Source organism: Algoriphagus sp. (assembly GCF_046296635.1).
Taxonomy (GTDB): Bacteria; Bacteroidota; Bacteroidia; order Cytophagales; family Cyclobacteriaceae; genus Algoriphagus.
In genome coordinates, this window is the sequence record NZ_JBKBKZ010000006.1 from 46,781 (window position 1) to 61,140 (window position 14,360).

The 14,360-nt window shown below is 41.4% G+C and carries 12 protein-coding genes; 2 read left to right on the forward strand and 10 right to left on the reverse strand.

Annotation, left to right across the window (positions count from 1 at the left end):
• Positions 1-736 precede the first annotated feature (736 nt).
• A complete protein-coding gene (locus tag ACK4HU_RS06275; RefSeq protein WP_409804413.1) occupies positions 737-1,900 on the forward strand; it encodes a Fic family protein in 1,164 nt (387 codons plus the stop codon).
• A gap of 380 nt (positions 1,901-2,280) precedes the next feature.
• On the opposite strand, the gene ACK4HU_RS06280 is transcribed toward ACK4HU_RS06275, so the two are convergent.
• From ACK4HU_RS06280 to ACK4HU_RS06300, 5 genes are all read right to left on the reverse strand, one after another.
• A complete protein-coding gene (locus ACK4HU_RS06280) occupies positions 2,281-3,060 on the reverse strand; it encodes a DUF6090 family protein (RefSeq protein ID WP_409804415.1) in 780 nt (259 codons plus the stop codon).
• 84 nt (positions 3,061-3,144) lie between these two features.
• The gene (locus ACK4HU_RS06285) at positions 3,145-4,530 is read right to left on the reverse strand and encodes a sulfatase (protein WP_409804417.1); all 1,386 of its coding nucleotides are present in this window, start codon (positions 4,528-4,530) and stop codon (positions 3,145-3,147) included.
• 5 nt (positions 4,531-4,535) lie between these two features.
• The gene (locus tag ACK4HU_RS06290) at positions 4,536-5,600 is read right to left on the reverse strand and encodes a DUF3500 domain-containing protein (RefSeq protein WP_409804418.1); all 1,065 of its coding nucleotides are present in this window, start codon (positions 5,598-5,600) and stop codon (positions 4,536-4,538) included.
• Positions 5,601-5,606: 6 nt separating this feature from the next.
• Positions 5,607-6,368 (reverse strand): hypothetical protein, encoded by a 762-nt coding sequence (locus ACK4HU_RS06295; protein WP_409804421.1) that lies wholly within the window; start codon positions 6,366-6,368, stop codon positions 5,607-5,609.
• A gap of 267 nt (positions 6,369-6,635) precedes the next feature.
• Positions 6,636-8,795, reverse strand: a complete 2,160-nt coding sequence (locus tag ACK4HU_RS06300) for a tetratricopeptide repeat protein (protein ID WP_409804423.1) — start codon at positions 8,793-8,795, stop codon at positions 6,636-6,638.
• A 145-nt stretch (positions 8,796-8,940) separates the two neighbouring features.
• Here ACK4HU_RS06300 and ACK4HU_RS06305 point away from each other — a divergent pair, with 145 nt between their 5' ends.
• The gene (locus tag ACK4HU_RS06305) at positions 8,941-9,210 is read left to right on the forward strand and encodes a hypothetical protein (RefSeq protein ID WP_409804425.1); all 270 of its coding nucleotides are present in this window, start codon (positions 8,941-8,943) and stop codon (positions 9,208-9,210) included.
• Between the two features lie 73 nt (positions 9,211-9,283).
• On the opposite strand, the gene ACK4HU_RS06310 is transcribed toward ACK4HU_RS06305, so the two are convergent.
• From ACK4HU_RS06310 to ACK4HU_RS06330, 5 genes are all read right to left on the reverse strand, one after another.
• Complete coding sequence (locus ACK4HU_RS06310) at positions 9,284-10,810, reverse strand: amidase family protein (RefSeq protein WP_409804428.1); 1,527 nt, start codon at positions 10,808-10,810, stop codon at positions 9,284-9,286.
• A gap of 80 nt (positions 10,811-10,890) precedes the next feature.
• The gene (locus ACK4HU_RS06315; RefSeq protein ID WP_409804430.1) at positions 10,891-11,706 is read right to left on the reverse strand and encodes a DUF4349 domain-containing protein; all 816 of its coding nucleotides are present in this window, start codon (positions 11,704-11,706) and stop codon (positions 10,891-10,893) included.
• Positions 11,707-11,779: 73 nt separating this feature from the next.
• Positions 11,780-12,532, reverse strand: coding sequence for a LytR/AlgR family response regulator transcription factor (locus ACK4HU_RS06320; protein WP_409804433.1), 753 nt, complete (start codon positions 12,530-12,532; stop codon positions 11,780-11,782).
• Complete coding sequence (locus ACK4HU_RS06325) at positions 12,529-13,608, reverse strand: sensor histidine kinase (RefSeq protein WP_409804436.1); 1,080 nt, start codon at positions 13,606-13,608, stop codon at positions 12,529-12,531. Before ACK4HU_RS06325 ends, ACK4HU_RS06320 begins: the two co-directional genes overlap by 4 nt.
• A 106-nt stretch (positions 13,609-13,714) precedes the next feature.
• Positions 13,715-14,359, reverse strand: a complete 645-nt coding sequence (locus ACK4HU_RS06330; protein ID WP_409804439.1) for a hypothetical protein — start codon at positions 14,357-14,359, stop codon at positions 13,715-13,717.
• Position 14,360: the final 1 nt, after the last annotated feature.

Consider the following 14,360-nt stretch of genomic DNA (forward strand, 5'->3'; position numbering starts at 1 on the left):
TTTTTGGGGTGTGTTTTTTCCTCCGCGCGCCCCGCTTTCCCCCCCCCCCCCCACCTCTCCAAAAGAAGACCCCGGTGGCCGAGCTTGCCGAGGCCCATTTAATTTGACTTCAATGTCAATCCACTTCTGAACATTATCAAACTGTTTTAAACGCAGAACCCGATGTCATTACATTTCTGTAAATGCCAATTTTGATAACTATCATTGACAAAGTTCAATCAGAGAGCGAGACAATCTATAATGGAAAATATTTTCCGTAATTGTGACTTTACTGGAAAATAATATCTTTTTACGTAATAACTTTCATTTTAATGGAAAATTTTTGCCCATTCCAAAATTCATTATGTTGGAAAATATTATCAAAAAATAAGCTTTTACTGGAAAATATTTTCCAAATTTATCTCAATCAATGGATTTAATGGAAAATATTTTACCAATACATCTTCAGGAAGTGGTTTTTTCTTCCAGCGAACCACAGGTAAGCAAACAAATTTCCAAGCTGGAAAAAGCAGGTAAATTGAGGAAAATAGCTCCTCGAATTTATACTCCTAATTTCACAGAAAGCCAGGAAACAATCATTAGACGAAACCTATTTGCCATTCTTGGTAAATTATATCCAGGTGCCTTACTCAGTCACAGGTCTGCATTGGAATTTAAGCCTACATCAGAAGGGCACATTTTTCTTACTTACACTTACACAAAAAAAATTAACCTGCCGGGAATAACCCTTCGGTTTATGGAAGGTCATGCAGCGATTGAGGGGGATAATCGGTTTTCCGGTGAATTGTTTGCTTCTCAAACGGAAAGGGCATTGTTGGAAAACTTACAAGTAAGCCGCCAAATAGGACCTCAATCAAAAACACTCACTCTGCCTGAAATAGAAGAAAGATTGGAAGGCATTATCAGGGTAAATGGCGAGGAAGGATTAAATGATCTGAGAGATAAGGCAAAGGAAATAGCTGACAAATTGGATATGAAAAGTGAGTTTGAAAAATTAAACAAACTCATCAGCGCTTTACTTGCTACACATCCATCAAAAATATTATCCTCTCCACTGGCAGTTGCGAGGGCATTTGGCAATCCTTATGACCCGGCAAGATTGCCCATATTTGAGAAATTGTTTGTTGCATTAAAGCAACAGGAATTCACTAATCGGCCAGAAAAAAATACAAGTAACCGATCATTCCGAAACTTTGCTTTTTTTGAAGCCTATTTTTCCAATTACATAGAAGGGACAAAGTTTGAAGTGGAGGAAGCGAGACGTATCATAGAAACAGGAACACCAATGCCCACCCGTGATGAAGATTCACATGATGTGTTGGGAACTTATAAACTTGTGAGCAATGAAACTGAAATGAGTATCACCCCGGCAGATCCCGGGCAAATGCTGGAAATACTTTTATACCGACATCAAGTTTTATTAAGTGCAAGGACATCCAAGAACCCGGGGCAGTTCAAAGATAAAAACAACAGGGCCGGTGAAACCCATTTTGTTGACCATACCCTGGTAAAAGGCACGCTTGCAAAGGGTTTTGACTACTATCAGGCGTTAACTCACCCCTTTTCCAAAGCGATTTATATGATGTTTTTGGTTAGCGAGGTGCATCCTTTTTTGGACGGCAATGGAAGGGTTGCAAGAGTTATGATGAATGCAGAATTAGTAAAAGGAGGGCAAACAAAGATTATTATCCCAACTGTTTACCGTGATGATTATGTTGGTGCATTGAGACGGCTTACTCGTCAAAATGACCCTGCTGCATATATCCGAATGATGGAAAGAGCCTGGGAATTTAGTGCAACTGTATATGGCGAAGATATGGATGCCATGGAGAATCATTTGGAAGCAAGTAATGCATTTAAAGAACATGATAAAGCCATGTTGAAAATCATTAGTACTTAAAAAAATACCCATTAGATGGACAGCATTGAAATCTATCTCAATGCGAGGCTTTACTTTACGGTGGATGTTTCGGTAGAAAAATAGGGGACATAAAACGTCACTTTACCACGCGTATATAAAGAATGGGCTTTGGCACTCAGTTGGTCGAGTTGCTTACCCGTCAGATCGATGGGAAACTGATTCAGGATTTAACTAACGGGACAATGATTTTAATCAACTTTAAAAGGCAGGAAGCGGTGAGCGCCTAGTATTTATAAAGTAAGGGGATTGATTTCCTGATTGTCATGCAAACAGGTCCTCAAGTCGAAATTGGAGGGTTCCAGCCTTGCCGGCAGATTTCTAAAGAATTTTATAATTTTATCTTTATTGAAATAAAACTTCTAGTCCTCTAACTGTTCATTAATTTTTAGAATGATGGCTTTAGCGCTTTCCTTCATATTATTTAATGATTGGTTTAAACTCATTTTGCGATACATATTCATTTTTATTGAATTTCTGAGGTCAGAAGAGTTCATTTGTTCAATGAATATAGCCTTTCGTGTAGCTTCGCTATGTGCAAATTTTATGTCATTTTCTTTGTAAAGTGTACCTTCAAAAATATCAATTTCAAAGCCCCTCGCAAACCATTGTTTACCGTCGTTTATAGTGTCGTCAATATCCCATTTTGTAGCGTTATTATATAAGTCAGATTGTACCGTGAAATAGGTATTTATGTCGTCGAAAAGGTCGTTGAATTCAAAGAAATCTGTGATGCCTGCATTGATGACTTTTTGATAACTCTGGTTTTTAACTCTATAAATGAAAGTAGTATAGGGTAGCCTATCAAATAATGAATTTGCAGATAAGGTATCTAATGCTGAGCTATTCAGAAGAAATTTGGCATCGCCAAAAATAACTGGAATGCGTTTAATGTCTGATGAGAATTTCACGGTATCTGCCACTAAATCGTATCGGATATTCTTCAATAGATTTTTAACTATTGATTTCTCTTTTCGTTCTTCATTCCAGGTGTTGATGCTTAATGCTATTAAAATACCTATGACTACGAGGACGATTTCGCCAATTGCGTAAGTAAGGTAACTGCCTATCTTGTTTCCTGCCTGTTCGGCAGGCAGGCTTTCAAGGAGATTTTGTCTGATTTTTCTGAAGAATTTTATCATTGGTTAGTGGTGTTTTCCTTTAAAAATTCCTCTATCAAAGGGTTAGCCTCTGATTCCATTTGTACAGTCCAACCATCGAATACCTCAATTTTTTTCATTCCTTTTCTTCTCCAAGTATTCATAGTGGCTGTTGTCCTGAAGAGTCCTTGACACTTTACTCTCTGGTAAAGGGCCCAATTGTTTTACGGAAAGCTCCATAGCCCGCATCATTTGAGCAGTCTTTTCTGGGTTTTCTTTAGCGAGATTGGTGGTTTCTCCGGGGTCATTTTTCAGGTTGAATAAAAGCGTGTCATGAGCATCCACTTTTTTCATACCCCTAGAACCTCCAAATCCAGCATAAGGCCGCTTGATTTTCCAATCACCTTCCCGATAGGCTTCCTGACTGGCAAGCATGTAATAAATGAAGGAATCTTCTTCCCGGTTTCCGTTTTCAAAAAGCACCGGGCCAAGGTCTTTGCCATCAATCTCCCGGTCTTGTGGAATTTCTGATCCTACCAGTTTGCAAAAAGTTGGAAACCAATCCATCTGCGTAGCCAAATCTTCATAGACTTGACCGGCATCAATTTTACCTTTCCACATGGCAACAGTCGGAACGCGTACTCCACCTTCAAAGGTATATTGTTTGCCTTCCCGAAGTGGACCTGCCGAACCTCCATGATCTTCCATCACGAGCCAAGGCCCGTTATCCGAGGAAAAGACGATCAAGGTATTTTCAAGGATTCCTTTCTCCTCCAACTTTCTCAGGACTTCCCCCACACTCCAATCGATCTCCTGAATCACATCTCCATACAATCCCCGATTCGAGGTTCCTTCAAACTCTGGTGAAGCGTAGATTGGCACATGAGGCATGCTGTGCGCGAGATACAGGAAAAAGGGCTGATCCCCATTGGAATCAATGAATTTTAAGGATTCCTCCGTGTAGGTTTTGGTGGTAAAGCGCTGATCGACCTTGAATTCTTCCACGTCATTTCCTCTCATGTAGACGACCGAGGCCATGTCATTGGAATAGGGGATTCCAAAATATTCATCAAAGCCCTGATTTAGGGGAAGATATTTTTCCATATGCCCCAAATGCCATTTGCCGACAATTCCAGTGCGATATCCTTTGGTTTTTAGAGTTTCTGCGATGGTGATTTCCTCGGGGTCCATTCCTGTCAGACTTTCAGGAAAAAACACCGAGTTGATGCCCATTCGCTGAGGCATACGTCCTGTAAGTAATCCTGCACGTGAGGGACTGCAAACGGGAGAAGCGGATAAGAAAGAGGTGAATTTTATTCCTTCAGCTGCTATTCGGTCGATGTTTGGAGTGGCGATATCTGAAGCGCCAAAACACCCAATATCACCATAGCCCAGATCGTCGGTGAAGATGAAGACGATATTTGGCAGACTGCCTGAAACTGATTTTTCTTCCTTTTGTCCACAAGAAAAAAGCAGAAATACCAAGAGGTAAAGAATAAGACGGTCCTTCATATTTTTTAGTGTTTATGTTCCAATCGATGTTTTTTCAAAATATCCTCTCCAAAGTCATTTCCATTTTCTCTCCAGATGGTATGAATGTGATTTGCATTGTCCAGAAAACCGACGTTGTCATATTCGATCAAAAAGTCCGGGCTGTGAATGACGTAATAGTGGGCTTTCATCGGCTCATAACTTCCGATCCAAGCAAAATAGACCTCGCCCATTCCTCGGGCATGTAGTTTATCAAGGTATTCTTCTGCCTTTTCTTTATCTAGGTTTCCAATGTACTCCTCGATCAGATAGTGAAGGATTTTCTGTTGGCCATCATTGAGTTCGGAGCCTTTGATTCCTTGGAAATCCTCCAGCCATTGAGGCCGATCTGGACTGGTAATGATATCCCCAGGGACTTTGTCACTTATTGTGGCCTTGGCTTTTTGGCTTTCATCCAGTGCATTGATCAGCCAAAAACCATAATCCTCTTCTTTGCTCAAAGGCCGTAATCCAGCATATTGAGTTTCCTCAACCACCGCAGGATCGGAGCCGAAAAATAGTGGTGTCATGGTGAATTCATCTCCGGCCACGGTCAAGTTGATGGAGATGTGGTGTCCTTCAAATTTCAAGCCCCAGATAGCCTCAGTTTCGGGATTTCCGGCGATGGCGACGTAGTAATTTCCATAGTCCCAGTTGAGCTTTCGGATAAATTCCATGGTCCGCTCAGGGACTTTCCCCTGTTGAAACTGAATCTCAAAAAGCTCATGCAAGATGTCATCCACCTGCATGATCGCAAAAGTTTTGAGATATCCCTGAGAGCTAAAAACCGAACTAAGAATTTTATGAAAAGCGATTTTGCTTTGCTCCGAAAGGTCACCATATCGAAGTCCGGAACGTGCGGCAAGTCCAAGGGGCAGATTCGTCCAATTGGTTCGGGCGCTGTCTTCAATTTTAATATTCAACACCAATTTTTCACCCTCATCTAGAGTTGAAAGAAAACTTAGGGCTGTTTTTTTCAATTGATCGGTGGATTGGGACCAAGTCAATGAAGTGGAGAAGATGAAAACTAATATGATCAGGTATTTATTCATTTGAAATCAGGTTAATAGGAAGCTGATTAATTTCTCCCAAGTGGGAGTTTGGGTGAGTGTTAAGTAAAAGATTTGCAGGGATATATAAAGTGCCAATGCCGTCAAAATTGGCCATGTACTTTTTTTATTTCTAACATCAAGAAAAAGGAGATAGAACAAGATTAGGTCAATAATTATAAACGATACTGCTTCAATGGGAACCCCAAAACCCATTGTTTCAAGGCCAAACCAAAAATATAATGTCCTGTCTAAAGTTGGTCCTAAAAAGGTAAGGACAGCAGCAATCATAAACCTGGCATGGATGGAAGCATTTTTTCTGAATCCCACTCCTAAACCATAAAAAGCACTTAGCCAAAAAAGGTAAACGAAGGTTAGAGCCGAAAAAGAAGCGATCATAATTTTTCCCTGCTCATAGGATAGCTCTGACAATCCTGCTTGGAAATCTTGGTCTAAAGCGGCCAGTTGAGCGAGGTAGCCGTTTTTCATTACAATCCAAGTACTCAAAATCACCATTGGGAGGAGCAAATAACTCAATTTGCCAAGACTCCGATGCAAGAGGAATTTTTTGTTCCGAATCAATAGGGGTTGAGTAATCGCAATCACCATCCAAGCCGCCATTAAGCTAAAATGAACATGGATAAGCGGGGGATTAAATTGAATTTTTGTGAAGTACGTAAAGTAAAAACCTCCGAAGGTTAAAGGCACGAATAGCATAAGCCAATACCCCAAATTCGGAAAAATTTTAGTTACAGACTCTTGCGCCTTCATACCATGAGGAATTAGTGGTAAAGTGAAATTCTTTTACAACGGAAATGGCTTGATTCCTTCGAATCGATAAAATTGAAGTAGTATTGCCCGAAAAGTCTGAGGCTAAATAGGTTGGCTCAGTAAAAGGTAAGGCAAAAATTCAAATTCTCAAGTGAGGACACCCAAAATCAAAAACAGTAAAATCAAAATTACCCTTTGGGACGAATTCTTTGGATCAAAGAGAATAATTCCTGTGCAAAGCTGGTAGAAAAGTGTAGATCTGTTAGCCTATGATTGGATAGGCAGATAAATTAAAAAACTGGTCCCTGAGCCTTCTTTCGAATCTACCTTCAATTCTCCACCGTGTGCCTTGACGATGTCATAGCTCAGACTCAACCCGAGTCCTGTTCCTTTACCAGAAGGCTTTGTAGTGAAGAATGGTTGGAAGATTTTGTCTTTAATCGACTCCGGAATACCTGGTCCATTGTCTTTTACTGTGATGATAATCTGATCTTGCCATTTTTGGGTTGAAATCTTCACAAGAGGCTTTATCTCAAAATTTTCTCGGTCTTTAGATTCACCGTTCTGATTGTGATCAGTACAAGCGTAGAAGGCATTGTTGATCAAGTTGAGCAAAACACGACCGATATCTTGAGATACGACCGCTATCTGTGGAAGACTTGGGTCAAGATCAGATTTGAAGTCAGCATTGAAGGATTTGTCTTTGGCTCTAAGGCCATGAAAACTCAGTCTGAGGCATTCGTCTGCCAGTTGATTAAGGTCGGTAAGCTCTTTTTTACTTTCACTTTTTCGACTGTGCTCAAGCATCCCTTTGACGATTGAGCCGGCTCTTTTCCCATGGTTGCTGATTCGCGAGAGATTCCCCTTAAGTTCTGATGTGAGGAATTTTACCTCTTCAAAGTCTCCTTTTTCTATCTCCTGATTGATGTCGTCCAGCATATCCATGCTGAGTTCGGAGAAGTTATTTACGAAGTTGAGTGGATTTTGAATCTCGTGTGCAATGCCGGCTGTGAGTTCTCCGAGAGAAGCCATTTTTTCAGATTGTATAAGGAGTTGTTGGGTTGACTTGAGTTGAGTCAACGTGTTTTCTAACACCGTATTTTTTTGTTCGATTTCCCGACTTTTTTCCTTTAGGCTGTAGTAGGCTTTGTTGAGTTGATTTCTGTTTCGGAAGACCAAAAACAGAATAACCAGAAAAGTGATCAGGCCAACACCTGTGGAGATAATCAACCAACGTTGCCTTATGGACGATTTTTCAAACTCAAGTGTTTTTTTAGAAAACTCATATTCAGACTCCAAAGCAGTAGCAAGTCGTTTTCCCTGAGCATTATTGATGCTGTCGCTGAATTGCTTGAATAATTTGTATTTATCCAAGGCTTCTTCAAAGTTTCCTTCTTTTTCAAGGATTTTTGAAAGTAGTTCATTTGCATTGCGGAGCTGCATGGGTTGTCCCATTTGCTGTGCCTGAATTAGTCCTTCATTGGCGAATGCGCGTGCCTCTTGATATTTTCCCTGATTAAAGAATAAGTCTGCCAAGCCAATCAATGAATGAGAGTAGGGAACTCCATATCCTTTTTCTCGGGCAATTTCGATGGATTGACGATAGAATCGCTCTGATTTTTCGGTGCTGTCAAGCGCGCCATAAATACCTGCAAGTGTACGGGCTGTCATCTCGATAAATTCCGGACTTTGGAGTTCGAGAGCGGAGCTATGTGCAATAGTCAAATTTTCGAGTGCCTCAAGTGGTCGGTTTTGCTTTAATTCTACGTCCCCGATATTGTTGTATGCAAGGATCATTCTGCCTTGATTTTCTAGCTTGCTGTAGATCTCCAGCATTTCCCTGTACTTGGTTTTGGCTTCTTCGAGTTTTTCTTGCTCAAAATAGATCGAGGCGATGTTGTTGATGGCAGCGGCCTTGACATACAGATTTCCAATAATTTCGGCCCCTTTGATCGCTTCATAAAACTTGCTCAGCGCTTCTGCATAATTTCCAAGGTTGTAATTCACCAAGCCTATATTATTCAGGATCCCCGGAACAAGCTTCTGCTCTGATAAACTCTCTGCGATCGTAAGGGCATCTTGGTAGTAGCCAAGTGAACCAGAAAAATCCCCCTTGTTTTGGAGCGCATTGCCATAGATCTTTAAAGCTTCGGATTCACCTTTTTTGTAGTTGGCTTTTCTGCAAAGCTGAATTTGTGTATCGAGAAAAGAGAAGGCACTGTCCGGATTAGTTTCAGCCAATAAAAAAGCAAGTTCATTGGCTTTATTTAGATAAACGGTGTCTTTAGCAAAGTTTGAGCTTTTGGCAAGCTGCTGAAGTTCACCTTGGAGACTTTGGACACTTTGGCCATTTACCCTAGCAGAAAAACTCACACAAAGAAGTAAAGCCAAAAGTGGAACTAAGTTTGCCTGTACTATGCGGAACACAAAACTAATTCTCAAAGAAAACCTCATTGATGAAAAGAGTGTAGATTAAAGAGGGTGATTTCCAGCCTGAAATGTAATTAAATTTGGAAGGATTCTTAAACAACCTATATTTAGTATAAACTATTTCGAAAATAAACGAATAATCATGAAAAAACTTAATGATAATGCGCTCAATACTTTCACCTTGGTTTTAATTGCTAAGTTATTATCTGATTATAAGGCGATAGAATTATCCACTGATGAGGAATCCGATTCAAATGGCGAGAATTCTCCAGAAGAGGAAGCGCAAGAACCTGAACAAGAAGAAAGCCTGACAAGAGGAGGCAGAGTAGATCCCGCTCGGACAGTGGTAGATCCGGCGCGTACTGCGGTAGATCCGGCCCGGACAGTGGTAGATCCCGCTCGAACCAGGTAATTCAAGGAAAAGAAAATATTTCTTAAAATACCCCAAAAAAGAAATTGACCCAATAGCCAGGACTTTTCCTTTTTCAAAACTTGGGTAAAACAGGGGGCTTGCGATGCTTGGTCCCCTGCTCATACCCATAAGCCAATTTGATCAAAACAGGCTCCGACCACATTTTGCCAAGAAACTGCAATCCTGCTGGAAGGTTTCCGGAGGTGAATCCCATAGGCACCGTAAAGGCAGGCTGCCCTGTATGCGGTGCAATGATTTGCGAATTATCCCCCAAGTATTCCTCTTGAAATCTGTCAATCCGAGCAGGCTTATGATTCCAACTTGGATAGACCAGTGCATCCAATCTGAGTGAATCCATTACTTTTTCGATCGCTTCTCGAAAAGCAATCCGCTTCAGGTCGGTGAAGGGATCTCCGCAATTCTCGCCCATATTTTCAGGCAAAGTGCTTTCCCGAAAGCTTTCCAATCCATTCCTTGAATAATCAGATTTTGTTCCAACTCGGATTACGTCTTCGAGCGTTTTCATTGTATCCCGCTTGACGTAGTCAGTCAAAAATTTCTCCAGATCCTGACGAAAGACCGGACACCATTGATTTCTTCTCAATGAATCGAAGTCCTTTACTTCGACAGAATCCACAATCACTGCTCCAAGAGCCTGCATGTCTTTTAGAGATTGGTTGAAAAGCGCAGCTATTTGAGGGTCAGGATTCGATTCGCTTAGTGTTCGGAAGATGCCGATTCTTGCCCCTTTCAAACCGTCTTTATCGAGAAATTGAGAATAATTCTCGGGGATTTTTCCTTCGGAAAAACTCGTGATCGGATCTTTTGAATCAACTCCAGCGATAGCTTCCAAGACTTTGGTCGCATCCTCGACAGTTCGGCACATCGGGCCAACGACATCATTTCTCAGGTAAAGCGGCACAATTCCTTCCCGGCTTACCAATCCTAAAGTTGTTCGAAATCCTACCAAAGAATTGTGTGAACTTGGTCCACGTATGGAATTTCCGGTGTCTGTTCCTAATCCAATCACACCAAAGTTTGACGCGATAGAAGCTCCGGTTCCGCCACTTGATCCAGCGGGGACGTGGTCAAGGTTGTAAGGATTTCGTGTGGTTCCTTTAGTAGAACTCTCGGAATGCATCGGGCTAAATGCCCATTCTGCCATGTTGGATTTGGCAATGATGATGGCTCCGGCCTCCACCAGTTTTTGGATGATAAAGGCATCTTCCTCAGGATAAAAATCAGCCAAAGCCAGTGAACCTGCCGTGGTCGGAAGTCCGACAGTATTGATGTTGTCCTTTACGATGAGTGGAATTCCATGAAGGGGTCTAAGTTTTCCGGTTTTTGAAAACTCTTTATCTAGTTTTTTAGCGATTGCCAAAGCCTCCGGATTGATGACCGAAATAGAATTGAAAGCACTGTCGTTTGCATCAATTCGGGCTAAGTATGCCTTCACTAAGTCTTCAGCGTTATATTTACCTTTGGAAAAACCTAGGTGAATTTGGGCAATAGTGAGTTCGTCGAGGTCAATTTGCTTCGGCTCGGGGCTTTTGCAAAAAGAAAAAAGGCCGAGGAAAAGCAGTGTGTAAATCTGTTTCATGTTGAAAGATAATTAACCAGAATTTTATTCACTACTGCTTAGTCTTTGTCAATTTGGAAATCCTTTTGATGGCCAATAGCTTATCTCATCGGAGGTGGAGGTGTCTTTTTTCTCCTAAGGAGGATAAAAAGAACAAGTCCAAAAACCAGGAAGAATGGCCAAAGATTTACTATGAATACGATAAACCATTGCAAGTTGGTCCAGCCATTTTTGATGCCCTGCTTAAGTTTTGAAATGAATCCAAATGCTCTTTGTCCCTCGACAAAGAAGGTCACATTGAGCGTACTCATGCTGGTTCGGTCGCTCAAATAATTGAGCCTTCCCTGAAAGGATTCAATTTCTCCGCGGATATTGGACAGTTCCCGCTCGATGCGGAGGATTTCATCCACATTCTTTGCCTGTTGCAAGAGGCTGAGATAGCGTGTTTCCAGTTCTTTTTTCGTTTTTAGCCGGGCTTCGACATCGATAAATTGCTCGGTGACATCCTCGCTTCGAATATTGGTATTTTCAATTCTGACAGCGTGAGATTGGATTTTTTCGATCAGCCCGTCCAGTTGATCCGAAGGAACGCGGATACTGAGCCGCCTTTCGGTACGCTCACCGTAACTGTTGGCCGATTCATTTGAAATATAACCCTTGACATTTCTGACCTCATTTTTCAGAAAAGTCTCAGTTTCCTGCACATCTCGGCATTCGAAATAGATTTCTCCTTCTCGGATGACCTTGCGTTCGATGAATTCGGCTTCAGGAGCCGACTGCTCGGTGGCTGGGACATCTGCAATTTTCCTGTAGGATTCACCAGAATCAGCCGGAGCCAAATCCAAGGTGTCCTGAGTACCACATGCAGCAACAATAAATCCGAATAGAATAGGGAGTTTGAGTAGGAAAAGCTTCATAGCGAGAGGATTTGGATAAAGATAAAAACGTTAAGGGTGAATTTTTCGCTACTTACCGAAGATTAATTAACACTTACCGATCCAGCCAATCTTTGAATTCTCCGACTTTTTCACGGCTGATCAGAATATCAGAATCCAGGCAGTTTTTTAGTTTTACTTTCAGTCGACTGTTGGAGTAGCTTAAAACTTCAGCGACGGCATCAACTCGGCAAAGGTATTTTCTATTGATCCGAAAGAAAATAGTCGGATCAACGGCTGCTTCCACCTGCTCCAGCGTGGAATCAAGAACAAACTTTTTCCCTTCCGAAGTTTGGAGGAAGGTGACTCGCTCCTCACTGAAAAAGAAGGCTATTTCCTCGATGGCGATGCTTTGAATTTTTTCGCCAAATCGAACCAAAAATCTGCTTTTGAATGATTTTTTTTCTGGCTGAAGAAGAGATTTCAACATGTCCAAATCCAATGCTGGTTTGACTTGCCTCGCTTTAAATTTTTCCACTGCCTTTGCCAACTCAATCGGATCAATTGGCTTGAGTAAATAGTCAATAGCATTGACCTGAAAGGCTTTGATCGCATATTGATCGAAAGCAGTCGTGAAAATCACCGGTGTGGATAACTTGACTTTTTCGAAAATTTCAAAACTGATTCCGTCGGCTAGTTGTATGTCGCAAAAGATCAGATCTGGTTCAGGATTTTGTTCAAACCAAGTCACGGCCCGAGTCACTGTATCCAAGTTGGCGATGGGCGAGATGCCAGGAAAATGTGGTTCCAAAAGCTTAATCAGCCTATTTGCCGCAGGTTTTTCGTCTTCGATGATTAAGATCTTCATTTGGAAATTTCTAAAAGTGGGAGCCTAACCAAAAATTCATTTTCATCTTGTGCAACTTCAATTTGTTGATCACTGAGGAGCCTGTAGCGCATGCTAATATTGTTGAGACCAATCCCGGGGGAGTCATCTTTTGGGGAGGATTTGGGTTGAAAAGAATTACTTATCCACAGTTCTTTTCCTTTTTGGGAAATGTGGATAAGTAGCGGATGATCTTGAGATGCCTCATTATGTTTAATGGCATTTTCGAGCAATAGCTGAAGGGACAATGGCGGAATGAAAAACCCTTTTTCGTTTTCTAAATGGATTGAAAAGATTAGATTTTCTTCAAACCTGATTTTCTGAAGTTCCAGATAATTCTTTGCGAAGTCCATTTCCCTGTTTAATTCTACCAGTTCCTCCTGCTGCACATCCAGGACGTAGCGGTAGATTTTGCTAAGCTTTTGGATGAATGCTGCGGATTTATCTGCATTCTCATAGACCAGATTTGATAGCACATTCAGAGAATTGAAAAGAAAGTGCGGATTAAGCTGGTCTTTTAGACTTTGATATTGGCTGGCTAATTTTTCTGAGCGAAGTTGTTCGGCTTCGATAGCAGATTTTCTCCATTCCAAAAGCCATGATCTGGAGGTGAATAGTGCCAAAAAGACCAAAGCAATGGTCATTGGAGTAAGTGTAAATTTTAAAATGCTGCGCCATGGTATCTCGCTAGGCACAAACTTCCATTCGAACCATGCATAAAAAAACACAATGATAAAGCTGGCAAAAAAAGCGTAGATCATGTAGGTAGAGACGGTCGCAAAAAGCCTTTTTACAGGTTCATGGATCCAAGATATCCTTCGATCCCAATAATCTTCAACCCGGCTACCTCCAAAACTCAAGGCCATAGACACGCAAAATGAAAAAACAAAATCCGGAAACAGACTAATCAAATCACTAACACTCAAAAAGCAGATTGGACAAAAAACGACCTGCAAAAACAGCGCAATGCAAAGATTAACAAGCAAGAATTTTTTCAGGTCTCTCCAGATTCCTTTGTTGTCTTTAAAGTCAGCGGTGGCTGATGATGCTTGGGTCATTTGGGAATTTAAGAAAAAGCTGATGATTTCGGATTTTTGTAATTCCAAACTCCACCGAAACATGGTCTCGGTGGAGTGAGTTTGGTTTAGGTTTTCAAATCAGTCCTTACTTACAGGCACTGACTACTTGCTCGGCGTTCATTTTTCCCCAAGTTGGAAGGAGATAGTTTTCATTGATTTTGGCTTCTTCTTTTGCGAACAACTCCAGCCCGACTCTTGCCAATCCACAAGCCTTTTCAGGACCGCTACCGAAAAACTGAGACATCCCGAGCTCCATTTGAGCCATGAGTGTTGTAGCTCTTGGGTTTTCCTTGTCCAGTGCGATAGCTTTTCCAAAGGTTTGCATAGCCAGCGGACTCATTTCCTGGCCTCGGTTCATGGGATCTACAGATAGTTTGCCCATGATGACGTATCCTTTCAGAGTAGTGATTTCTGAATTATTCGGGGCGATTTTGTCGGCTTTGTTCACAAGTTCCATCGCCTGGTCAAAGTGTTGATCTTTGTTCACATCAAATCGAAAAGCAGCGGTGGTTTGAATCCAAGCGGCATAGTATAGCGGCAGCCATTCCTCAGATTTTGCTTCAGCTATTCTCAGAAATGCATTGGAAACAGCTTGAGATTCTTCTGCAGTTTGGATGGTCTTCATTGCAGCAATCTGCTTTTTCATTGCATTTTCATAGGCTGGATCTGCAGCGAATACAAGAGTTATCCACATAAGGGAAAGTGCGAAAGTTAAGAAGTACTTCTTCATG